This window comes from Pseudomonas sp. KH_040, assembly GCF_057839305.1.
In genome coordinates, this window is the sequence record NZ_CM174487.1 from 1,418,546 (window position 1) to 1,441,580 (window position 23,035).

The following is a 23,035-nucleotide window of genomic DNA, read 5'->3' on the forward strand; positions in this document are numbered from 1 at the left end:
ATGACTGAAAAATTTGTATATCAGACAGATCACCTCGGCATCTTCGTTGGGGCCGTAAAAGCTGATGAATCGCCGCTGGAGCCGGGCGTTTACTTGATTCCTGGTGGATGCGTCGAAGCGCAGCCGCCCGCGATCCCGGAACACAAAGCCGCATGGTGGAACGGCAAGGCTTGGCAGTTGGTGGATTACTTCGGCGGCGTAGTGGTGTACAGCACCGACACCGGCGAGCAGCGAACACTGGAAGGCTTCGAAGGGGTGCCGGCGGGTTTCACCATGAAGAAACCCGGGCCGAACCAAGTCTGGAAAGATGGTGAATGGGTTGATGATATCGACGCCGTGTTGGCTGCACTTCGAGACAAGAAACTGCAAGCGATCGCCTCCGATTGCACCGCCTACATTGCCGGCGGCTTCAACTCCAGTGCGTTGGGCGAGCCATACCGTTACAGCAGTGCGATTGATGACCAGGTGAACTTGAACGGCCAGGTGCTGCTGGGTCTGGACGACGTTTACCCATGCTATGACGCCGAACAGGTGCTGGCTTTCCGACTTCACACAATCGAACAGTTGCAGAAAGTCAGCCTTGACCTGGTGCGCTTTCGACAGGGAGCGCAGCAGCACGCGGAAACACTGCGCCAAGCTGTGGCGAAAGCCCAAAAAGATAAAGATTTGAAAGCAATGAAAGCCATCACCTGGACGCCGCCGGCATGACCTGGGCACCGGTGACGATGCGCTGGCCGGAGCTGGCCACGCAGTGGATAGGCGGGCTGTCAGCGGCCAAGGATCTGGCCGGTGGCGAACTGGCCAGCACCGCCCAGCGGTTGGCTGGATTGACCGGGCTGGCCAACACCAACCCGGGGCCGGTGGGTGATGCTGCCAAAAGCGCGATCGCCGCCGGCCGCGCAGCGCTGGCCGAGCAGTTGGGCCAGGTGCCGGCTTGCCTAGTCGTGACACCGTTTCAAAGCGGCGTTGGCCAGGGTGCGGGCTATCAGCGCTTCCTGTCAGCGCCCAACGCGCTGGAGCATCTCGCAAAGAAACTGGAAGACGCCAGCGACAGCGGGCGCCCGACCGGGCCGCAATACGCGCTGTCGATCCTGTTCCTGGGCACGCGCCTGGAACAGCTGGCCAGCGGCTTGGCGCGATTCAATGCACTACTGCCGATTCCTGACCTGGTGCGCACCGAGCGCCGGGCGCAACACCTGCTGAAGCTGGAAAGCGAAAAGTGGGAGATCCCCGGCGCCGGGCCGCTGCCGCGCTGGCAGGGTTTGCCGCTGGAACGTTGCACAGTGGTTAAAGCTGCCAAACAGTCGATGGCGGGGCAGATAGCCGTGCTGGAAGGCTACGCCGCCGACAGCTCGCCGTTGGCCGATCTGGCAGCGCTGGCAGCGCGCAAGAGTGCCCAACAGCAGGGACGGGATAAGCAATTGGCTGACCTGAAAGAGCTACTGGCTGGGGGAAACCCTGACGTCAGCGTGCGCGCGCGGCTGATCGGCCCGGGCACTGCCGGCGAACTACGCCGCGAACTGTTGGCCGGCGATGCCCCCGGCCACGAATGGATTCAATGCGCCGGGGTTCTGTTGGTCGGCAGCAAAGAAGGACTGAGCTTTGTGCGTGAACTGGTGGGCCTATGACGCTGTTACTCGACGGGCAAAGAGTCCAGGGCAAGAACCTCAAGGTCACGGCCAACCTACGGATCGAAAGCGGCGATATGTCCGGCCAGACCAGCAACACCGACAAGGCCCACAAGGGCTTTAAGCCCAAGACGTTGGCCGTCTCGCTGATGATTCCCTTTGTGGATAAAACCCAGTTGACAGATCTACTGCGAATGGCTGAAACCACCGCCGGCGGCGGTCAGTTGCATCTGTATCGGATCGTCAACGACACAGCCGAAACCTTCGGCGTGCGTCAGGTGGAGTTTTCTGACGGCGTCAGTGCGCGGGAAGCGGACACCCTGAAAGCCTGGCTGGTGCAGTTCACACTGAGCGAACGCGAATCGAACCCGGAAAAAGTCGAAGGCCGGCGCGCCGGCAACAAGGTCGACGCTCAAGGTGGCCCGGGTAGTCCGGTCGGTGACGGCGGTGCCGGCAACGGCGAAGGAACCAGCGACAACCCCGCGCTGAGCGGCTTTGAAAAGGTGCTGGGACGTGTGGATAAGTGGCTGGGCGGGAGTGAGCAGACGTGAAGCTGCACAAGATACTTTCCATCAACGGCGCCCCGATCGCTCTCATCAAGGAGGACGTCAGGCTGGACGCTACCAGCCCCGGCCGGGCGAACTTCACCGTTCAATCCTCTGTGCCGCTGAAAGGGCTGGTGACGCTGGATATCGGCTACAACGAGGGCACGCTGCAACGGCACTTTATCGGCTACGTCGAGCGCTGCACGGCCGCCAACGCGGTCGAACAGGTGCTGTTCTGTCGTGAGCTGGCCGCCGTGCTGGCCAACCCGCTGCCGTTGAACCTACGTCATGTGGATCTGCGCGCCGTGCTGGCCCAGGTCAGCGAACAGACCGGGCTGCGCTTCCGCGTTCCGGATCAACCATATGCAAGCGTGAAGACGCCGTACTTCTACAGCCTCGCCGCCGGTTACCAAGCGATGGACAGTCTCGCACGGGTATTCAGCATTCCCGACTTCACCTGGCACCAGCTCGGCAACGGTGAAGTGTTCGCCGGCAGCTGGGCCGACAGTTTTTTTGGCGCACGTGCGCCGCTACAAATACCCACGGAGCTGTTCGACGGCTACCAGGGCAACCAGAGCGCGATGGTCGCGGCCCTTCCCGGCGTGCGACCAGGTGCAACGATCAACAACGGCGAGCGCATCACCACGGTGACGCTGACCAACGACCAGATGGCTATCCGATGGAAGACGCAATCCGCCGCGCTGTAGAGCGGCAATTTCCCGAACTCACCGGTGGTTACCACCTGCCGCGCTTTGCCCAGGTTACCGCCGTGGCCGACGCGCCGGCGGACGCCGGACTGTGCGACGACTTCCGCCCGCGCTACGCCGTGGACATTGTCGTACTCGGCCCGGATGACGAACCAGATCCGACCATGCCACCGCTCACTGGCGTTCCTTTGCCGCTGCCCACCGGTGGCGAGGAAATGGGCATTTACGCCTTTCCGGAGGAAGGCACGCGGGTCGTGGTGTGCTTCGCCTACGGCCTGCCGAACAAGCCCTACATCCAATCGATCCTGCCGCATGGGCTGAGCATGCCGAAGGTGCCGAAAGGTGATCAGGTGTGGCAACACAGCGCTGCCGCCCAGCAGCGTGTCGACGCCGACGGTAACTGGCTACGCCAGACCGATGGCAAGATCCGGGATCAGGCGATCGAGCGCGAGGTTGAAGCCCTGGACAACCGCGAGCAGTTCCAAAGCCACACGCAGACGATCGACGACCACTCAACCGAGTCAGTAGGTGGTGTGAAAAAGATCGAAGCGCTGGGCGCGCTCAAGCTGATGTCGGGCGGATCTGCGAGCCTGGCGGCGGTGGACGATCTGCACCAAGCGACCGGGCGGGATCTGAATGTGGTTGTGGGGCAGAAGCACAACGCCACGGTTGGCGGTGATATGCAGGAACGGATTGAGGGCTTGCGAAAGAGCGTGGCCGGGTCGAGTCAGCAGATGCAAGCGCCGAAAAACTGGATCGGTTCGGAAAGTGTGAATCTGTTCAAGGTGGTGTGTGAAATGCTCGATCTGCTGCAAGAGATGAACACGCAATTGGCTGCACATACGCACTTGCCTGGTCCAACGCCGTCGCCTGCTGATGCGTCAGCTTTTGCCGCCAAATCTGCAAAAGCGTTGGCACTAGCGACGAAACTGAAGCCAATCACACTTTAATAAAACGTTTTATATTTTCCGCCAACTTCCGCTGGGTTTCGCTGGCTTCCGCACAAGCGCTTAGTTGCTGTAGCTTGCATTCACTTGAATCTGCTTGTGCCTTACTGTTTACAGTGTTTATGTCCGGAAAGACGGGCGCTACCGTTCGTCGGATCGCATCGCAACATATCGTGATACTTTATGAGGTAAGCCGTTCTGTTAAACGGAACTCGGTTTTTATTGAGACCCAGAGAATACGGTGCTTGGCGGCGCATGACGTGGGTACGCAAAGGGCTGGCCGGGCGCCAGATACAACAAAGCCCGCGCAGGCGCAGGCTTTGGTTGTGCTACAGGCTGTTCGCTATCTGGTTAGAAAGCTGTGTTAGGATTCTTCCTAACCACCCGTAGCTGTATATCTTTGATACCGGAATTTCAAAGGGTATGGTCCTGTGATAGGCCAGTCAAGCTCAAATGCTTGTCAAAAGATCGTTAGTTATGAACTCTGTAGTACTAACAGATAAACATAATTAACGATTTATTTTCATAAGTTATGATTTTTGGCAGGCTGAGTTGATAGGTAGGGTGGGATACTCCGTTACGTTTCACTACTAGGTATCGGGTCCTACTAACGATTAGAGTTTTCTCAAATGAAGCTACTAATAAATCGTTTTTTACCTGAAGAGCTTATCCGGGCGCTTCAAGCTGCTTACTGGACGATTCGTTTGGTCATTCTCGCTCGGGAAATGTAGCGCAACATCAGCAGGGGCCATTGGCCCCTGTGTCTTTTTACACGGTGGTGATTAGCGCTTGGTTCTTGAATCGCTTCAACCCTTGACCAGGCGGAGATGAGGGCTGGATTTCCCGCTTGTATCCGACCTGTTAGCGCTTTGTCCCTTCAATACGTTCAACATCAAGCCAAACGTCAGCTCATTGATCTCATCGGGGCTGATTCCCAATTCTCCTGCAACGTTAGCTTTACCAAGTCCATCGGCCCGTAACGCAGCGAAAATTTTCTCCAAAACAACTGATCGTTCATGAGTAACAGATTCTGGCTCCTCGGTGCGGTAGCCCTCTTGAGCAATCTGAATGCACAGTGTCCGATAGGCCCACTCCGTCGAAAGTCCAAGACTGTGCAGCCGGTAATTTAACGCAGCCACGGATACGGCCCAGAGCTTCTTGTACTTAATGAGGCTTTTGATAGTGATTGAGCGAGGAGCCATCGCTAGTACGCTTGCGCGTGGCATCAGAAAAGCGGATGCAAAGGCATTCGCCTCGCGCTCCAAATCAGGTCCTTGTGGGTGGGCATGCTGGTGCATAACCAGATGTCCCAATTCATGTGCAGCGTCAAAGCGACAACGCTCGGCCGACTTGAAAGTGTTCAAGAACATGAACGGTCTGCCGCCACTCCACAGCGAGAAAGCATCAACCTCCTTCGCATCTATCGCCAACGAGTAGACACGAACGCCTTTCGACTCAAGAAGGGCAATCATGTTCTTTACCGGATGCTCATCTAAGCCCCAGTGTGCCCTTAACATTTCTGCCGCCGCCTCTGGTGCTTGCACATTGTTAGAGAGGTTTAGGTTATCGAGACCATCAAAATTTGTGAGCGCACCGCGTTCGGATCCGAGGTCAGGGAGATCCGGTTCTGGCAAATCGAACCGTTGCTCGATCCAGCCGTTCAACATGAGCGCGATTGCGCCTGCACCGAGGGCTGAATCTCTAAGGCCGGCAGTCATTTTTGAGAGCGATCTGAAGCTAGCAACATCTGGCGTGGGCACCTCAGGGTCATCGCCAAAGAAAAACGCTTCTGGAAACCGAAGCGCCTTAGCGATTTTTGCAAGAGTTCCTGACTCAGGCTCCTGGGTGCCACTTTCGTAGCCGGAAACTGATCGCTCCGTTACTCCTATGTGAGTCGCAAGCTCACGCTTTTTCATACCGCGCCGGCGACGAGCGAGCGCAAATCGTTGTGGGTTAAACATGGTCTATCACGAGACTTTACGCCGAATTTCAATGTCGATGTCTGGACCGCTAGGAGGGGTAACCTCAAAGAAATCATCATCAAGGGAGATGCTGCCAAGCATGATACGTTCAGACCATGAAATGATCTTGTTACCTTTACCCATTCCCGACGGGCGTGAGAGTTCGATGCGAATTTCTTTTTTCACTATGTCGGTGTGGTGAAGCAAGACCCACGTCTCATGAGCGCCTATGTCAGGCAATTCTTCTGGTTCCGGCAACAAGTCAGCAAACATGTCGAACTGACAATTCTGCTCAACGGCATGCACAGTATTCTTGCCCTTTCTGGACCGGCTGCTCGGCCTCCCAAAAGGGTTACCGACATGGCTATCTCCCGATGCGATCGCAATTGCGAGATTGTGCACCGGGTGAAAGGTAAGAGGGTAATTCGACGTTTCATGCGCAACCCAGCCCAAGGGGCGCAGTTGATCGCGTACTGCTTTTACCATCCAGCCCCACATTTCAAGGCCGGAGAATATTTTGGGATGGTTAGGCGTTAAACGAGCGCGTTGAAGGTGAGCTTGATTGACGGCCTCACGTAGCGCGTCGCGCTCTAGGCTCAACAGTTCAAGGCGGGTGGTAACTGCGTCCTGGTCGCTGAATACTTGGCAAGCTTGCATCTGCTGACTCCTAGTGCGCTTTGGCTTCCGGTTATTCTTCCTCAAATGAGGTTGAAAAACAAGAAGCGCAATTGGCTCTAGCTGTCTTACCCAGACTGTCTTATTCGCATAATCGCATCTGTGATCGCTTTTGCATTTGTATCCAAGGTTTCCATTGCGGCAATAGCATCAACGGCAACCCTCTTCACTCCATTATCTGAGAGCCATTTGGTGATCTCTTCTATCGCCGCACCTAGAGCGTGCTGGTTGTGCAAAAGCAATGTCAGGGCATCTGCGGTGGCAATTTTGCAGTCAGGGCTATCTGGCATGGTGGTAGTCCTTGTGGAGTAGTTCGGGATCGTAGTCATCTCGCAGCAGGCTAAGGCGAGATAAAGAAAAGATTTTAGTCGTCGCCCTCTTCTTCAATGGATAGCAGCTAATCGACCCGACTACACAAAAAAGCTCCTGAAAAAGCACTTATCCCCCTCCCGCCGACGCGCTTCGTGTCCTTTTTTTGTGCAAATCCAGATGTAGTGCAAACGTACCTACAGCCCAGGCGGGCCGTGGGGCTCTGCGGACGATCGCCTATTGCACAGAATGCGAATTTTTGAAGGGAAATGCAGGGCGGCGGTTCAGCGGTGCATGAGTTAGTCGTGGTGGAGGGATCGCTGAAGCGCCCGGTTTCATTGAAGTGAAAATTAAAAAACAGCGATTTAGACGTGTTTTTCAATTTGAGCTTGTTCACGGTTCCGCGTGTTATCCGACCAGCGCTAGCGGGGCACTGTTATGACTGAAGTCTTGTAGGCCGCCGCCTGTAGCCATTTTTACAACGTCCCAGACTTTGCATTAAGGCGCATCTGATTGAAGGTGCGCGCAGCGTAGGAACTCGCGAACCCGGCGGTCTTTTTCAGGATCAGAGCAGATCCTCGATAGCGATTGAATATTTAACTGTATGCATGTACAGTGTTTTTGTTGCTTGTCATTCTGTTGGCAACAAATTTTCTTTCGAACCTTGTGAATGATCGTTTTGTCTACATCTTAAGAGTTCGGGATCATTTTGTTGTCATCTGTTCACATTAGCTTGTGTTCATGAACAGATGCTTGGCGGCTGATTATTGGTGATGAGATTTGTCGTCCTTGCGATTGGAAAAATCAATCGATGATTCGGTTGACAGTTGTGGCACCTTACCGCCTATAGTCATTGCAGAGAGGAAGCAAGCTGATTCAGACGGGTAGCGATTGATGTCAACCTTCCGACTAGTGGCGTAGTGACTTTTCGACGGAGCGGCTGTAGAATCGCGGCTCCAAAAAAAGCTTGTCGAATTATCACTCATTGGCGTAAGGGAATATGACTGAAGGCACTCAAACTTTTTCGGTTTCGGACGATCATATTCAGTACAAGATCCCGCAAAACGTTCAAGACGCATACGATATCGTGCTTGATGTTGCAAATCGGGTACTGCGCCAATGCAAGCTTTTCAGTATTGAAAGCCTGCAGGAAGAAAATCCGACAGTCGCTGAGATCGCTCGTCGCTTGCATTTTATTTGTGGATTGATGCAACAGCTTGACGAGTGTGATGGCCTTGAAGGTGAGGCGACTGTTCAGAAGGCGCACGAATACGCCACTCATGTCCAAGCGCTCGCTAACGCGATCGAAAAAAATGACGTGATGGCCCTTGACCATGAATGTAATGAACTTAACCAGAGGAGCTTCATATGACCAATGAACTGAAGCGGCGTCGTATTCTTAAGGCTTTGCAGGCCGAATGTGCCGCACTAGGCCAGCTTACCAATAAGCTAGAGAGCAATCTCAAAGCAAAGCACGCTAAGAAAGTGGCTTGAAGTACAAGCCAAAAAAAACCCGCTTCGGCGGGTTTTTTTTTGCCCGGTATTAGCACTTTTGTTGGGACAGAGAGGTGAAATCGCTCCAGGTGCATCCGTTTTTTGGTGGTTAGAACTAGGGGTAAAGTCGATTCTTCACCGAAGAAAATTGTCTATATTGGATTTCGTTCGGGCAACCCAGAGATACAAAGCCAACCTTTGGATTGGCCGGCGCAGGAGTGGTGGACATGTCTAACCTCGGTATTTTGTGACATCGCTTTCTTGGTGCGAAAGCCGACGGACGGGCGCTTAGGGCGCGCCTCTGATCAAAAAGTGCGCAATTCTAGCGGCGGGCAACGCACTTGACCAGCTTTATGCAGGGAAATACGACGAGTGCTGCGCTATGCTTCGCGCCGTTGAGCTTTACCAATTTTTTACAGTCAACAAAACGTCTGTAACAACAGGTAAAACAGCGCATGCTGCACCACAAAGCATAGTGCTTCATTCAAGAAGCCGGTTCTGAGAAGTAGGAGTGTTGGATGGGTCAGGCAAGTAGTCATGCGGCAGGCGCCGAGGGTTCGGCCTCCAAGCCGCTGAGCATGCTGGTCGCGGCGGTCGGGGTGGTTTACGGCGACATCGGCACGAGCCCGCTGTACACCCTCAAAGAAGTGTTTTCCGGCGCTTACGGCGTATCGGTCAATCACGATGGCGTGCTGGGTATTCTGTCGTTGATCTTCTGGTCGCTGATCTGGGTCGTGTCGATCAAATACATGATGTTCGTGCTGCGCGCCGACAACCAGGGCGAGGGCGGCATCATGGCGCTCACCGCACTTGCGCGGCGCGCGGCGGGGCATCGCAAGAAGTTGCGGTCGTTGCTGGTGGTTTGCGGACTGATCGGCGCGGCGCTGTTTTATGGCGACAGCATGATCACCCCGGCGATTTCCGTACTGTCGGCGATTGAAGGTCTGGGGCTGGCATTCGATGGTATCGACCATTGGGTCGTGCCGTTGTCGCTGGTGGTGCTGGTGGCGCTGTTTCTGATCCAGAAACACGGTACGGCGCGGATTGGCATTCTGTTCGGGCCGATCATGGTCACCTGGTTCCTTGTCCTCGGCGCCCTCGGTGTGTATGGCATCAGCCACGCGCCAGAAGTGCTGCATGCGATGAACCCGATCTGGGCGGTGAATTTCTTCGTCGTTCATCCGGGCATGGGCGTGGCGATCCTCGGCGCCGTGGTGCTGGCGCTAACCGGTGCAGAAGCGCTGTACGCCGACATGGGCCACTTTGGTCGCAAGCCGATTGCCCGGGCGTGGTTCATCCTGGTGTTGCCGGCGCTGGTGCTCAATTACTTCGGTCAGGGCGCCTTGCTGCTGGAAAACCCGGAAGCAGCGCGTAACCCGTTCTATCTGCTGGCACCGAGCTGGGCGCTGATTCCGCTGGTCGGTCTGTCGACGCTGGCCACGGTGATTGCCTCGCAAGCGGTGATTTCCGGTGCATTCTCCCTGACCCGTCAGGCGATTCAGCTCGGTTACATCCCGCGTATGTACATCCAGCACACCTCCAGCGACGAGCAGGGCCAGATCTATATCGGCGCGGTGAACTGGGCGCTGATGGTCGGCGTGGTCCTGTTGGTGCTCGGTTTCGAGTCCTCCGGCGCACTGGCCTCGGCCTACGGCGTGGCGGTGACCGGCACCATGCTGATGACCACCATTCTGGTGTCGGCAGTGATGCTGCTGCTGTGGAAATGGCCGCCGATCCTCGCGGTGCCGGTGCTGATCGGCTTCCTGCTGGTGGACGGTCTGTACTTCGCCGCCAACGTGCCGAAGATCGTTCAGGGCGGTGCCTTCCCCGTGATTGCCGGTATCGCGCTGTTTGTGCTGATGACCACCTGGAAACGCGGTAAGCAGTTGCTCGTCGATCGCCTCGACGAAGGCGCACTGCCGCTGCCGATCTTTATCAGCAGCATCCGCGTGCAACCACCGCATCGCGTGCAGGGCACCGCTGTGTTCCTCACCGCGCGCTCCGACGCCGTGCCGCACGCGCTGTTGCACAACCTGCTGCATAACCAGGTGTTGCATGAGCAAGTGGTGTTGCTGACGGTGGTCTACGAAGACATCCCGCGTGTACCGCCATCGCGACGCTTCGAAGTCGAGGCCCACGGCGAAGGCTTCTTCCGGGTGATCCTGCACTTCGGCTTCACCGACGAGCCGGACGTGCCGCAGGCGCTGAAGCTGTGTCATCTCGATGATCTGGACTTCAGCCCGATGCGCACGACCTACTTCCTCAGCCGCGAAACGGTGATTGCCTCGAAACTTGAGGGCATGGCGCGTTGGCGTGAAGCGCTGTTTGCGTTCATGTTGAAGAATGCCAATGGGAACTTGAGCTTCTTTAATTTGCCGTTGAACCGGGTGATTGAACTTGGCACGCAGGTAGAAATGTAATCCTCGCTTCAACTGAAAAGCCCCCGTCAGCCTAGTGGCTGGCGGGGGCTTTTTTGTGTCCGCTGATAAACCTCAAATCCACCACAAATCCCCTGTGGGAGCTGGCTTGCCAGCGATGAGGCTGGCACATTCAGAATCAATGTCGACTGAATCACCGCCATCGCTGGCAAGCCAGCTCCCACAAGGTTATGAGGTGGGTTCAGCCAGTTCGGTTTCGGATTCAGTCTTCGTCCGCGCAGGTCGTGGCATCAACGCCTGAATCACATCATCAATCAAGGCTTTGCCCATCACCGTCAGGTAATGCGCGGCCCAGGCATGGCGATCGGTGTCTCTGATGAAGGCAGCGTCTTCTGCGAAGGATTTGGCGAGGGACAGCAGGTCGGAGGATTGGGACAAGGCATCGATGATCGGGATGCCGGCGCGGACGTTGAAGAACGCTTGATCCGAGTGGTAGAGGAAAGGGGTGAAGCCGATGGTTGTAAGGTCTGAAGGCGTTGACGGAATTTCTTTGCTCATTGTTTTGCTCCCTAAAACGAGGAGCTGCCGCATTCGTTACCACACGAATGGGTGGCAGCTGTACGCAGGGTGGTAAACCGGGAGAGCAAAGAAACCGGCAGACCCGAAGGTCTCCCACGTACAGCTGCCATGACAGTAAATTACAGGCGTAAAAGAACGCCTGATGTCGTGATGGAGGCACTGTTGCACTTTGCCTAACCGGGTTACCACACCCGATCGCTGAATGGGTCAGCGACATCCGGAGAGTATCCCGTCGAAAAACAGCGCAATAGAGCGGCAAAGCGCCCCAACACGAGTTTCGGAGTTTGCCTACAAGGTCTGTGGGCGTCATCCGATATTGCGAGACTGGAAGTAAACGATACTAAACGTCACGCACGAACCGACGTGTGCAAAGCATTCAGGTACGTATGACGGCATCAGCGGAACAAGAATTACAGGATGAACCAAAGGACCTTCGGATCGAAAAGAAGGCCAGTGAACGACTGCTCATCTTTGATTTGGCCCACGCAATCAGCCATGACGATATGCGGGCAAGGTATGCAGCGATTAGTGATCGACCCAAGGGCTTGACGACCCGGCCTCGGCAGTGAGACAAGTGTCCACGTTTTATGGAATGTGGACACTTGAGGTTTTGAACTAAATGAAGAGTCAAGATATTTTGCTTTTGTTCAAAATGGCCAGTCTCCATGCTCAGGAAGAGAATCTCTTGGGGGAGATGGAGGCCGAGTCGAATTCGGACAGGGTCGAAGAGCTGCTCAGGCCTTATGTCGTCAGCCGAATGACCGCTGGGGCGAGTGTGGGGAAGCCATTGGTTACCTATTCCACTGATGGGGAAGACACAGTCTTCCAGCGCCGCGAATTCGATTCGCCTTTCGCTGATGGGCCAGGCTGGGAGGGATGGGCGGAACCAGCATCTGATCCACCGCTGACAAGTTGGAGCGATCGCTACTCTCTGCGTGCGCTGTCTGCCTCTCTCGGACTGAGCAAAAGCGAAGTCTCAAATGCTCTCGCCCGGTGCCGGGAATCTGGATTGCTCATTCATGACTACGATACCGGGCTTGCCAAAGTGCACCGCCGGGAACTGCTGAAAATTACCGAGCACGCGCTGAAGTACTTCTTCCCGGTCAAGCCTGGCGCGATGGTTCGTGGCATACCCACAGGCTTTGCGGCACCCGCGCTGTCCAAAAGCATCAAGAGTGCGGGTGGTTTGATTCCGGTCTGGCCGGATGCGCATGGAACCGAGCGAGGCCAAGCGATAGAGCCGCTTTACAAAACAGTGCCGGAAGCGGTGAAAAAAGACCGGATCCTTTACCACTATCTGGCGCTCGCTGATGCAATCCGTCTGGGTGGTCCGCGTGAGTGTGGTGTGGCAATCAGTATTCTGAAGGCAGGGATGGGGCTTAAATAACATGTCGTCAAACGCGGATCACAACTACGAACTTATTGAGTTCGTGGCTGAAGGCTTGGGCGAGGCGTTTCTCGCCGAAGTTGCTTTTGTTGGCGGTTGCACAACCGCCATGCTGGTTACAGATACAGCAGTGCTGGACGACATTCGTTTCACTGATGACGTTGATCTAGTGATCGAGTTGGCCGGTATCAGCGCCTGGAACCAACTCACTGAACGGCTGGCTGCCAAGGGATTCAAGATCACCGGTGAGGACGAGGTCAATTGTCGTTTTCGCTTCAATGACGTTGTTGTGGATGTCATGCCTTCCGACCCTGCAGTGCTCGGCTATGCCAACCGCTGGTTCGTCGAGGGGCTGGCGAGGGCGGATAAATTCACCCTACCCAGCGGCACTGTCATCCAGATATTCCAGCCCACATATTTTCTCGCGACGAAACTGGAAGCTTTCGCCGGTCGGGGAAATGGTGATCCTTATCACAAGGATGTCGAGGACATGATCATCTTGATCGATGGTCGGCCTGAGCTGTTGGAGGAGGTGGGCCAGGCTGACAGCGACCTTAAGGCGTTCGTCACAGATGGAATCCACAAACTGATGGCGCTCGACGGGGTTGGCTATGTGATCGAAAGTTCAGGCTCGGTGCAGGCGAATCCAGGCAGAGGGCAGATTATTCACCGGCGTTTGAAAGCGCTGGCCAGCGCATGAGATACCACTCCCGATCAATCACTGGGCAAGCCAGCAGGGCAAATAATGACTATGCCGGAGCTACCTGTGAAGGTGACAGTGGGTTTTTTGTTGTCGCGGATGGCACTTCCAGGCGCGGCAGTGGACAGCTGGCTGAAAGCTTCGTAAGCGGCATGTTGGCGGCTCATTCCACACAGATGGAGCAGGGGGGCTATCCTGCAGACCCCGCAGCTGTTGAGCGTCTATTGGGTTCAATACTGTCGGATTTTCATGCGTCGTTGCCTGCTGATCAGGCGGGAGCCATCTGTTACCTGATTGGCTTGGTAGCTCATGGCCGACTCGCCGTTGCGTACGAAGGTGACTGTTCATGCGGGATTGTGCCGCTGGCGGGAGCCATCGAGTGGATTACGCCACCTCACTGCAAGGCCAATTGGCGGCGCGACCGTTCGCACTGTGAATTGGCACAAGACCCGGCGCGAAATTCGGTAACACGATGCTTGAAGATCAATCGGGTCCCGAACCCTGACTTTGTTTGTTGTGCACTGGACGCTGTTGAGCGCTTGGTGTTTGTCACTGATGGCTTTTGGGCGGACTTGACGCAAGTGCAGCAAAGCAGTTTGTTGGCGGCGCGGGATAGCGACTTTAGCGTTGGCGACGATGATGTCACGTGGATAGATGTCCAGCTTGGCCAGCGAGACTGACGGGTTGTCTGAATCCAGCCCAATACCCCTGTGGGAGCGAGCCTGCTCGCGAAGACGTAGTGTCAGTCGACGAATCTGTAAACTGACCCACCGCTTTCGCGAGCAGGCTCGCTCCCACAGGGGATTTTCGTGGCTGCTGAATGTAAAAAGCCCCCGCAACTGCGAAGTTGCGGGGGCTTTTTGTGGGCGTGGCTCAGATCACTCTTCGGCGACCGAGTCCTTGCTCTGACGCTTCTCGATCAAATCCACCAAACGCTTGGCCAGCGCCGGATAGTTCTCGTCGAAGTGGTGGCCGCCTGGCAGTTTCACCGCTTCACCCACTGCAGTCTTGTCCGTGCAACCGCTTTCATCCGTCTCTTCTTCACCATAGATGCACACGACCTTGGCGGCTGGCAGCTTGGCCATTTCCGGGCCGGTGGCGGCTTCTTTGCCGGCGTTACCCAGCCAGCCTTCGACTTCGATTTCGAAGCTGCCGGTGCGGGCGAAGGCCAGCAGGATGATTGCGTCGACGCGTTGCTGCTCGGTTTCTGGCAAGCGGTTGTAGATCGCTGGCAACACGTCCGCACCAAACGAGTAACCGGTGAGGATGAAGCGTTTGGTGCCCCATTTCTGCCGGTAGTGCTGCATCAGTTCGGTCAGGTCGAGCGCGCTTTGCTCCGGGCTCTTGTGCTGCCAGTAGTAGCGCAGGGTGTCGATGCCGACGACCGGGTAGCCGATCTTGGCCATTTCACCGGCGACGTCGCGGTCGAGGTCGCGCCAGCCGCCGTCACCGGAGAGGAACAGGGTCACGGTGTCTTTCGCCTGACCGGCCGGCACTTCAACCACCGGGATCGCCAGACCGCCGTTGGCCTTGTCGCCGCCGACGAGGATCTTGCGCAGTTCGTTGTTCAGCACTTGCGGCAGGTTGATGTCGTAGTCGCTGATGCTGGTTTCGGCGTTCGGCTGATCGCGTACAAAACCCGCGCTGGCATCATCCGGGTTGTCGTTCCATGCCACCAGCCAGTGACCATGCGCGGCGGATTTCGGCAACAGGTGAGTGCAGCCAGGTTTTTCCAGCGCCAGGTCCACGGAAATCGCTTGGGCCTTGTCGTCCTTTTGCTCGGACAACCAACGCCAGGCCAATACCGCGCCGGGGCCGATACCGCTGACCAACGTAGCCGGGCCGTTCAGTTCGCGCAGACCGGTTTGCAGGGCGCGGCTTTGCAGCAGGCAGTCCTTGGGCAGAATCACCTGAACGATTTGCGCCGAGGCGCTGCGGCTCAGGGTGGTCAGTTGTTTTTCAGAGAGTTTCTGGTCGTCGTTGACCGCGACCAGCACCTGCGCCTTGGGTTTGGTGCCGGGGATGACGCGGGTCAAAACGGTGCCGTCTGCCGCCGTGACAGGTTCGAGCGTTGGTTCCGGTGCCGGACGTTTGAGGTACCAGAAACCGCCGCCGGCAATCACGGCCAACACAATCAGTGCGGCCAGGATGTACTTCAGGGAGCGTTGAATCATCAGCGTTTCACCAATCCAGTCAAGCCGCCCGCGATCAGGGCAGCAGTGTCGGCCAGCGCCACCAGCGGATCGAGTCCGGCGGGCACGGCCATATAACGGGGTTCCCAGTCAGGCTGGAACTTGTCTTTGAAGCGGCGCAAGCCTTGGAAGTTGTACAGCTGCTCACCACGGCGGAAAACCATCGAGCCCAGACGCTGGGTCAGCGGTGCACCACGCCGGGGTTGCAACCCCGACAACGGCACCATGCCCAGGCTGAAGCGCGCGTATCCGTGACTCTTATAGTGTTGAATCAGGCCGACCATCATGAATTCCATGGTCAGCTTGGGGGCGTCCGGGTGCGCGCGCATCAGGTCGAGACTGGCCAGATCATGGCTGTAAGTCTCGAGCAGGTTGGCGAACGCCACCGGGCGGCCTTCGAAGCGAATCACTGCGATGCGGAAATGCTTCAGGTAATCGTCGCTGAAACGGCCGAGGGAGAAACCTTTCTCACGCACGTTCTTGCCGGTCAGCCACGCATCGGAAATCACTTTCAGCTCATCCATCGGCGCCTGACCCGGCTCATGGATTTCCAGCGACAGACCGTCGCGGGTGCCACGGTTCCAGGTGTAACGCAGGTCCTTCATCTCCTTGCCCTTGGCTTCCAGGTCAAAGCGATGCAGATCGACCCGGGCTTCTTCGCCCAGTTTGATCGCGGTCAGGCCGATGTCCATGTAGTACGGCAGGTTCTCCGCGCGCACCTGGTAGAACACCGGGCGGGCGTGGTGAATGTCGCAGAGGTCGCGGAACTGCCAGATCATCTCGGCGCGTTGCTGGCCAGGGCCGATCGGGTCGTACAGCGCCACCAGACTGCGGCCACGGCGCGCGTACATCAGGAACGCTTCGTCGTTCTGGTGAAACAGCAGTGCCTTGTCACCGGTTAGCGCCAGGCCACCGTCGGGTTGCGACGAGGCCATCAGGATTTTCGCCGCACGATCAAGTTCGTCAGGCGTCGGCAGGTGAATGACCGGACGTGCGGTGCGCAGCAGCCAGGTCAGCGCGATTACCAGCAACAGCACCGCAGCGCCGAGCAGCGAACGCAGGCCGCGTGGCGCGTCAGCGTCGAGGGTGAACTGCCACCACAGTTGATGGCTGTACGGTACGTCTTGATAGGCGAACAGCAGCAACCACGTCGAGGCACCGAGGACGCACAGGCTGGCCACCAGATACAGCGGCGAGAAGGGCAGTTCGGTCAGGCGACTCGGGCGATAGAACGAGCGACGGAACACACCGAGCAGCGCAGCCGTCAGTGTCATCAGTGTTGCTTCTTCCCAGTCGAAGCCTTTAAGCAGCGAGAGCAGCGCGCCAACCAGCAACAGAATGGTGGTGAGCATCCACGCCGCCGACAGGCGACGACGCAGGCCCTGAGCGAGCATCAGGCAGAGCACGCCGATCAGGCTGGCGCCGAAGTGCGACGCGTCGACCAGCCTGTGCGGGATCAGAAAACCGATGTGTTCCAGACGTGTGTCGATCTCGGGCGTGGCGCCGGAAAACAGCAGCACCACACCGGACAAGAACACCAGCACCGCCAGAATCGGTGCCGCCAGACCAGACGCCGCGCGCATGGTCTGAGTCTGAAACAGGCGCTGACCTTCGTTGATCAGCAGGAATACACAGGCGACCAGCAGCGGCAGCACCACATAGATCAAGCGATACAGCAGCAACGCCGCGGCCAGTGGTGCGGCACCGAGAGTATCGGCGAAAGCGGCCAGCAGGATCGCTTCGAACACACCGACGCCGCCGGGGACGTGGCTGAGTACGCCGGCAGCCAATGCCAGCAGGTACACCAGCAGGAACGCACCAAACGGTGGCGCTTCCGGCAGCAACAGATAAAGGACAGTGGCGGCAGCCGCAACGTCGAGGGCGGTAATGATCAGTTGCAGGAACGTCAGGCGCCGACCCGGCAAGCGCAGCGTGCGGCGGCCAACCCTGACCAGCAGGTTGTCGCGCAACGGTTGTTCCGGCAGGCGCCGACGGTAGATGCCGATAGCCAGTACTGCGCCAAGCAACAGCACGACAGCGGCCACTGTGCCGAGCAGGCCTTCGGACAACCCCAGCGCCTGAGAGGCAGCAGGCAGGTCACTCAGCGTTGCCAGTGCAGCCAGCGGCGGCAAGGCGCAACCCAGCGACAGACTGGCGAACAAGGTCATGTGCGCGACTTCCGACGCCCCCAGACCCAGTCGAGCATATAAACGGTAGCGAACCGAGCCGCCGGACAGCAGCGACAGACCGATTGCATTGCCAATCGCAAACGCGGTGAATCCGCCCAGCGCCAATGTTCGCGGTGGCAAGGTCACGCCGGCATAGCGACTGGCCGACCATTCGTAGCCGAGCAGAATAATGAAACCGACCACGGTCGCAGCGAAGGCGCCGATCAGCGCGGGTTTCGGTACGTCGAGAATCGAGTCGTGCAGCGCATCGAGATCGAGTTCGGCGAGCAGATGACGACAGGCAATCAGCGCAATGGCAAACAGCAGCAAAGTCACCGCCAGACCAATCGGTTGTCGGTATTTGCTCAACCGATCCAGCAAGCGCAGACGCTCGGGTTTGATCGGGTGTTCCGCTGTGACGGTGTCTTGTGGATCAGACGAGTTGGCGCGCATCAATCACCTCTTGGATTGTGCGCGACAGGATGGAGGTATCCAGCCAAGTTACCAATCCCTGTAGAAAAAAATAATCACAAAATACTACGCCTCTCACCGGGTATCGGCGAGGGCAGTTCCTGGATTGCAGAGGCCTGGCCTGCGACTCAAGCATAGTCGCAACTCAGCACTTCTGAAGATCCCAAGCGGTTCACTGCACAGTGACAGATCATTGTTGCGAAAGGACTTTTTCAACAGATACAAAAAAGGCCACTCTTTCGAGTAGCCTTTTTTGATGTTTGGTTGCGGGAGCCGGATTTGAACCGACGACCTTCGGGTTATGAGCCCGACGAGCTACCAGACTGCTCCATCCCGCGTCTGTGTGGCGGCATTCTACAGGCGAACGGCGAGGTGTCAACCGCTAATCCCGTAAAGGGTCAAATAAGTGTGCAATCGCGTCAAACGGTCGCAGGTGGTGCGTTAAGTTTCGGAAATGCAAAGAATTCCTGTTTGGCGATCCTTCTCTATAAGAAGAGGAAATCTACAAAACAAACGCGCACAAAAAAGGCCACTCTTTCGAGTAGCCTTTTTTGATGTTTGGTTGCGGGAGCCGGATTTGAACCGACGACCTTCGGGTTATGAGCCCGACGAGCTACCAGACTGCTCCATCCCGCGTCTGTGTGTCGGCATTCTACAGAGGAACGCCGGGGTGTCAACCCGCAATCTGGATAAAAACTGTTGAGGTTCAATCGGTTAGCGCTTTTTCTCGGGTGTTTGTCACGCTGCAGGTCAGGCGGGGCAAGGCTTTCAGCTCTATTGGCGGCCACTCGTCGATTGAGAAAATAAATTCAAAGGACATTTCCTACCACTTGGAAAGAACATTCATACCACTGGTGCTATATACAGGTGTCAGTGAGATACTGCCGATCCGGTTCGCCACGTTTCCTTTTCTGACATGACTCAGCGAAAAATCATCCACATTGACTGCGACTGTTTCTACGCCGCCATCGAGATGCGCGATGACCCGCGTCTGGCCGGCAAGCCGTTGGCGGTGGGTGGCTCGGCGGACCGGCGCGGGGTGATCGCCACCTGCAACTATGAAGCGCGCGCGTATGGCGTGCGTTCGGCGATGGCGTCGGGGCATGCCTTGAAACTGTGCCCGGACCTGACCATCGTCAAGCCACGCATGGATGCGTATCGCGAGGCTTCGAAAGAGATTCATACGATTTTTGCCGATTACACCGACCTGATTGAGCCGCTTTCGCTGGATGAGGCTTATCTGGATGTATCGGACAGCGCGCATTTCGGTGGCAGCGCCACACGCATCGCCCAAGACATCCGTCGTCGAGTCTCCAATCAATTGCACATCACCGTTTCTGCCGGTGTGGCGCCGAACAAGTTTTTGGCGAAAATTGCCAGTGACTGGAAAAAGCCCAACGGCTTGTTCGTGATTACGCCGGATCAGGTCGAAGACTTTGTCAGCGATTTGCCGGTAAGCAAGCTGCACGGCGTCGGCAAGGTCACCGCCGACAAACTGGGCAGGCTCGGCATCGTCGACTGCCTGCACCTGCGCGAGTGGGACAAGCTCGCGTTGGTGCGCGAATTCGGCAGTTTTGGCGAGCGACTTTGGAGTCTGGCCCGTGGGATTGATGACCGGCTGGTGCACAACGACAGCCGGCGTCAGTCAATCAGTGTGGAAAATACTTACGACGTTGATCTGCCGGATCTACGCAGTTGCCTCGACAAACTGCCGGAGCTGCTGGAAACCCTGAAAACCCGTATGGCGCGGATCGACAGCAGTTATCGGCCGGGTAAGCCGTTCGTCAAAGTGAAGTTTCATGACTTTACCCAGACGACGCTGGAGCAGGCCGGGGCAGGGCGGGATCTCGGTAGCTATCAGTTGATGCTGACGCAGGCGTTCAATCGCGGCGGGAAGCCGGTGCGGTTGTTGGGGGTGGGGGTCAGGCTTGAGGATTTGCGCGGCGGGTTTGAGCAGATGGAGTTGTTTGAGCGGTAGATTTTTGCGGAATGTAAGGGCCTCATCGCGAGCAGGCTCACTCCTACATTGAAATGCGTTCCAATGTAGGAGCTGCCGCAGGCTGCGATCTTTTAATAGGCCTTAATTCGGTCCTGGATCTGCCACCAGACGCCCCGCATCCTTGGTCAGCGACTTGAGAAACTCGGTCTGCAGCTCAGGATCGTTGCGCGTGAGTTCGATCAGGCTTTGTTCCAGCTCGCTGGCTTCTTCTTCCAGACCCAGTTCCGACAGACGTTTGACCCGGTGTACCCACTGGCTCACTTCGTCGTCTTCCAGGTCGTCGTAAATCAGCCCGTGCGCCTCCAGCAATTTGCCGCGCAGATGACTGCTGATCATCAGCGACGAATCAGAGTGCACGTCATCCTTGCTGTCTTCGACGCTGATCTGCAGCTTGCCGACATGATTGAGGTCATTTTCGGCAAACGGGCTGTCGAGCAGATTCAGACGCAGCACACCGTTACGATCGGTGGTCATGTCGAAGGTCTGCTTGCCAGCCTTGACCTGCACCGGGCGCTCGCTCCACGGCAGGCTCGAATACTCCGTGCGCTTGTCGCGCTGGACTTCATCGATACCCGCCAGGTTCTGCTGCGCGCGACCATTGGACTGCACGTTCATGAACGGATTGAGCCCGGCAAAACCGTAGCTCAGCCAGTCCTTGGTGACGCTGTCCGGCAGATTGCCGAGAGCGAAAACGTTGACCACGTTCGCGCCGACGCCGCCGACCACGGCCACCACGCCCAGCGGGATCTCGTAGACCTCCCGCCAAGGCTGGTAAGGCGTGTAGCGATCGTAGCGACGGGTGACTTCGAACTCGGTGACTTCGAAAGTCTTCTGTTCGTTGATCTTCACGCGTCGCTGCGGCAGCTCAAGCGCCTTAGGCTCGCCGACATCAATCTGCAGGCTATGGTCGAGCAACTTCCGCTCGACCCGCTCTTCGTGCTCGCTGCGTTGTGACATGTGATTGGCACAGCCGCTGACCAGCAGGGCACCGCACAGGGCGGTGCCACCGAGGCCTAAGGTGTTTCGCTTGAACATGACGTCTCTATCTGGTTTCAGCGGCGGATACGGGCCTGCAGGAAGGACAATACGTCGGCCACCGGCAATGCTTGCGCTTCGCCTTCGGTACGGCTCTTGTATTCCAGGTTGCCTTCGGCGAGGCCGCGGTCGCTGACCACGATCCGGTGAGGAATGCCGATCAGCTCCATGTCCGCGAACTTGATGCCCGGGCTGGTTTTCTTGTCGCGATCGTCCAGCAGCACTTCGAAACCGGCGGCCGTCAGTTCGGCGTACAGTTTGTCGGTGGCTTCGCGCACCTGCTCGGTTTCATAACGCAGCGGAACCAGAGCGATCTGGAACGGCGCCAGAGTGTCGCTCCAGATGATGCCGTTTTCGTCGTTGTTCTGCTCAATGGCAGCCGCCACCACGCGGGACACACCGATGCCGTAGCAGCCCATTTCCAGGGTTACCGGCTTGCCGTTCTCGCCCAGCACTTCGCACTTCATCGCCTTGCTGTACTTGTTGCCCAGCTGGAAGATGTGGCCGACTTCGATACCGCGTTTGATTTCCAGCGTGCCTTTGCCGTCCGGGCTTGGGTCACCGGCGACTACGTTACGCAGGTCGGCCACGGTCGGAACCGGCAGATCGCGCTCCCAGTTCACGCCAAAGTAGTGCTTGTCGTCGATGTTCGCGCCGATACCGAAGTCGCTCATCAGTTCGACCGAGCGGTCGATGATGATTGGCAGCGGCAGGTTCAGCGGGCCGAGCGAACCGGCGCCGGCGCCAATGGCGTCACGCAGTTCGGCATCGGTGGCCATGACCAGCGGGCTGGCAACGCCCGGTTGCTGGGCAGCCTTGATTTCGTTGAGTTCGTGGTCGCCTCGAATCACCAGCGCGATCAGCTTGCCTTCTTCTTCGGCACGCACGATCAGGGTCTTGATGGTCTTCTCAATCGGCAGATTGAATTTTTCCACCAGCGCCGCGATGGTCTTGGTGTCTGGGGTATCGACCAGGCGCAGCTCTTCGGTCGCAGCGGCACGCGAGGTTTCGCGTGGCACCGCTTCGGCTTTTTCGATGTTCGCTGCGTAGTCGGAGCCGTTGCTGAAGACGATGTCGTCTTCGCCGGACTCGGCCAGTACGTGGAATTCGTGCGAGCCGGCGCCACCGATCGAACCGTTGTCGGCTTCCACCGGACGGAATTTCAGGCCCAGACGGCTGAACACGTTGCAGTACGCCTGGTGCATACGGTCATAAGTGACCTGCAGCGACGCCTGATCAGCGTGGAACGAGTACGCGTCCTTCATGATGAATTCACGGCCACGCATCAAACCGAAGCGTGGGCGGATTTCGTCACGGAATTTGGTCTGGATCTGATACAGGTTGATTGGCAGCTGTTTGTAGCTGCTCAACTCGTTGCGCATCAGATCGGTGATCACTTCTTCGTGGGTCGGGCCCGCGCAGAAGTCGCGACCGTGGCGATCTTTGATGCGCAGCAGCTCAGGGCCGTATTCTTCCCAGCGCCCCGATTCCTGCCACAGCTCGGCCGGTTGGGTGCTCGGCATCAACACTTCCAGAGAGCCGGCGGCGTTCATCTCTTCGCGAACGATGGCTTCAACCTTGCGCATGACTCGCAAGCCCATCGGCAGCCAGGTGTACAGGCCCGAGGCGAGTTTGCGGATCATGCCGGCGCGCAGCATCAGCTGGTGGCTGATCACGACCGCGTCGGAAGGCGTTTCTTTCTGTGTGGCGAGCAAAAATTGACTGGTGCGCATGGTTGGCCGTTGTCGGTTGCTATGACTGGAAATGACTCCGCAGTGTACCGGCGAGTTTTGCCGACGTACAGGCGTGAGGTCAGTGGGGAGGCACGACGGCGAGATTCCTCCCGCCGTTGCCGAAACG

20 protein-coding genes and 2 tRNA genes are annotated in these 23,035 nt (G+C 57.3%); 12 read left to right on the forward strand and 10 right to left on the reverse strand.

The genetic code is table 11. The features are described from left to right. From AC3IUF_RS06320 to AC3IUF_RS06340, 5 genes are read left to right on the forward strand one after another with little or no spacing between them, the layout of a single operon-like run. A complete protein-coding gene (locus tag AC3IUF_RS06320; protein WP_489280686.1) occupies positions 1-708 on the forward strand; it encodes a DUF4376 domain-containing protein in 708 nt (235 codons plus the stop codon). Beyond that, the gene (locus AC3IUF_RS06325) at positions 705-1,628 is read left to right on the forward strand and encodes a hypothetical protein (protein ID WP_489280688.1); all 924 of its coding nucleotides are present in this window, start codon (positions 705-707) and stop codon (positions 1,626-1,628) included. The genes AC3IUF_RS06320 and AC3IUF_RS06325 overlap by 4 nt, the downstream gene beginning before the upstream one ends. Then, entirely contained in the window at positions 1,625-2,179 is a 555-nt protein-coding gene (locus AC3IUF_RS06330) for a baseplate complex protein (RefSeq protein ID WP_489280690.1), read from the forward strand. Before AC3IUF_RS06325 ends, AC3IUF_RS06330 begins: the two co-directional genes overlap by 4 nt. Further along, positions 2,176-2,880 (forward strand): hypothetical protein, encoded by a 705-nt coding sequence (locus AC3IUF_RS06335; protein WP_489280692.1) that lies wholly within the window; start codon positions 2,176-2,178, stop codon positions 2,878-2,880. Before AC3IUF_RS06330 ends, AC3IUF_RS06335 begins: the two co-directional genes overlap by 4 nt. Continuing rightward, entirely contained in the window at positions 2,853-3,830 is a 978-nt protein-coding gene (locus tag AC3IUF_RS06340; RefSeq protein WP_489280694.1) for a hypothetical protein, read from the forward strand. Before AC3IUF_RS06335 ends, AC3IUF_RS06340 begins: the two co-directional genes overlap by 28 nt. Positions 3,831-4,633: 803 nt before the next feature. Here AC3IUF_RS06340 and AC3IUF_RS06345 read toward each other — a convergent pair. From AC3IUF_RS06345 to AC3IUF_RS06355, 3 genes are all read right to left on the reverse strand, one after another. Next, positions 4,634-5,788 (reverse strand): helix-turn-helix domain-containing protein, encoded by a 1,155-nt coding sequence (locus tag AC3IUF_RS06345; RefSeq protein WP_489280696.1) that lies wholly within the window; start codon positions 5,786-5,788, stop codon positions 4,634-4,636. A gap of 6 nt (positions 5,789-5,794) precedes the next feature. Then, positions 5,795-6,445, reverse strand: coding sequence for a hypothetical protein (locus tag AC3IUF_RS06350; protein WP_489280698.1), 651 nt, complete (start codon positions 6,443-6,445; stop codon positions 5,795-5,797). An 86-nt stretch (positions 6,446-6,531) separates the two neighbouring features. After that, positions 6,532-6,753 carry a hypothetical protein gene (locus tag AC3IUF_RS06355; RefSeq protein WP_489280699.1) on the reverse strand — a complete coding sequence of 74 codons (222 nt, stop codon included), beginning with the start codon at positions 6,751-6,753 and terminating at the stop codon, positions 6,532-6,534. A 1,019-nt stretch (positions 6,754-7,772) separates the two neighbouring features. Between AC3IUF_RS06355 and AC3IUF_RS06360 the strand changes: the two genes are divergently transcribed. From AC3IUF_RS06360 to AC3IUF_RS06370, 3 genes are all read left to right on the forward strand, one after another. Then, positions 7,773-8,144 carry a hypothetical protein gene (locus AC3IUF_RS06360; protein ID WP_489280701.1) on the forward strand — a complete coding sequence of 124 codons (372 nt, stop codon included), beginning with the start codon at positions 7,773-7,775 and terminating at the stop codon, positions 8,142-8,144. Beyond that, complete coding sequence (locus tag AC3IUF_RS06365) at positions 8,141-8,266, forward strand: hypothetical protein (RefSeq protein ID WP_489280703.1); 126 nt, start codon at positions 8,141-8,143, stop codon at positions 8,264-8,266. Before AC3IUF_RS06360 ends, AC3IUF_RS06365 begins: the two co-directional genes overlap by 4 nt. Positions 8,267-8,844: 578 nt before the next feature. Continuing rightward, a complete protein-coding gene (locus AC3IUF_RS06370) occupies positions 8,845-10,686 on the forward strand; it encodes a potassium transporter Kup (RefSeq protein WP_489281612.1) in 1,842 nt (613 codons plus the stop codon). A gap of 186 nt (positions 10,687-10,872) precedes the next feature. Here AC3IUF_RS06370 and AC3IUF_RS06375 read toward each other — a convergent pair whose 3' ends face one another. Beyond that, complete coding sequence (locus AC3IUF_RS06375) at positions 10,873-11,202, reverse strand: DUF3077 domain-containing protein (protein WP_489280705.1); 330 nt, start codon at positions 11,200-11,202, stop codon at positions 10,873-10,875. Between the two features lie 640 nt (positions 11,203-11,842). Here AC3IUF_RS06375 and AC3IUF_RS06380 point away from each other — a divergent pair. From AC3IUF_RS06380 to AC3IUF_RS06390, 3 genes are read left to right on the forward strand one after another with little or no spacing between them, the layout of a single operon-like run. Next, entirely contained in the window at positions 11,843-12,610 is a 768-nt protein-coding gene (locus tag AC3IUF_RS06380; RefSeq protein WP_489280707.1) for a MarR family transcriptional regulator, read from the forward strand. Position 12,611: 1 nt separating this feature from the next. Further along, positions 12,612-13,310, forward strand: coding sequence for a nucleotidyl transferase AbiEii/AbiGii toxin family protein (locus AC3IUF_RS06385; protein WP_007918643.1), 699 nt, complete (start codon positions 12,612-12,614; stop codon positions 13,308-13,310). Then, positions 13,307-13,990, forward strand: coding sequence for a hypothetical protein (locus AC3IUF_RS06390; protein ID WP_007918641.1), 684 nt, complete (start codon positions 13,307-13,309; stop codon positions 13,988-13,990). The genes AC3IUF_RS06385 and AC3IUF_RS06390 overlap by 4 nt, the downstream gene beginning before the upstream one ends. A gap of 198 nt (positions 13,991-14,188) precedes the next feature. On the opposite strand, the gene AC3IUF_RS06395 is transcribed toward AC3IUF_RS06390, so the two are convergent. The 4 genes from AC3IUF_RS06395 to AC3IUF_RS06410 form a co-directional block, all read right to left on the reverse strand. Continuing rightward, the gene (locus AC3IUF_RS06395; RefSeq protein ID WP_095126537.1) at positions 14,189-15,484 is read right to left on the reverse strand and encodes a virulence factor family protein; all 1,296 of its coding nucleotides are present in this window, start codon (positions 15,482-15,484) and stop codon (positions 14,189-14,191) included. Further along, positions 15,484-18,123 carry a bifunctional lysylphosphatidylglycerol flippase/synthetase MprF gene (mprF, locus tag AC3IUF_RS06400; RefSeq protein WP_095113866.1) on the reverse strand — a complete coding sequence of 880 codons (2,640 nt, stop codon included), beginning with the start codon at positions 18,121-18,123 and terminating at the stop codon, positions 15,484-15,486. The genes AC3IUF_RS06395 and mprF overlap by 1 nt, the downstream gene beginning before the upstream one ends. Positions 18,124-18,402: 279 nt before the next feature. Then, positions 18,403-18,479: transfer RNA gene (locus AC3IUF_RS06405), tRNA-Met, on the reverse strand. Positions 18,480-18,700: 221 nt separating this feature from the next. After that, a tRNA-Met gene (locus tag AC3IUF_RS06410) sits at positions 18,701-18,777 on the reverse strand. 280 nt (positions 18,778-19,057) lie between these two features. Here AC3IUF_RS06410 and dinB point away from each other — a divergent pair. Then, positions 19,058-20,119: a DNA polymerase IV gene (dinB, locus tag AC3IUF_RS06415; RefSeq protein WP_095113865.1), complete on the forward strand. Its 1,062-nt coding sequence runs from the start codon at positions 19,058-19,060 to the stop codon at positions 20,117-20,119. 102 nt (positions 20,120-20,221) lie between these two features. On the opposite strand, the gene AC3IUF_RS06420 is transcribed toward dinB, so the two are convergent. Continuing rightward, positions 20,222-21,175, reverse strand: coding sequence for a hypothetical protein (locus AC3IUF_RS06420; protein WP_007918633.1), 954 nt, complete (start codon positions 21,173-21,175; stop codon positions 20,222-20,224). 17 nt (positions 21,176-21,192) lie between these two features. Continuing rightward, the gene (locus tag AC3IUF_RS06425; RefSeq protein ID WP_007918631.1) at positions 21,193-22,908 is read right to left on the reverse strand and encodes a proline--tRNA ligase; all 1,716 of its coding nucleotides are present in this window, start codon (positions 22,906-22,908) and stop codon (positions 21,193-21,195) included. Between the last annotated feature and the right edge of the window lie 127 nt (positions 22,909-23,035).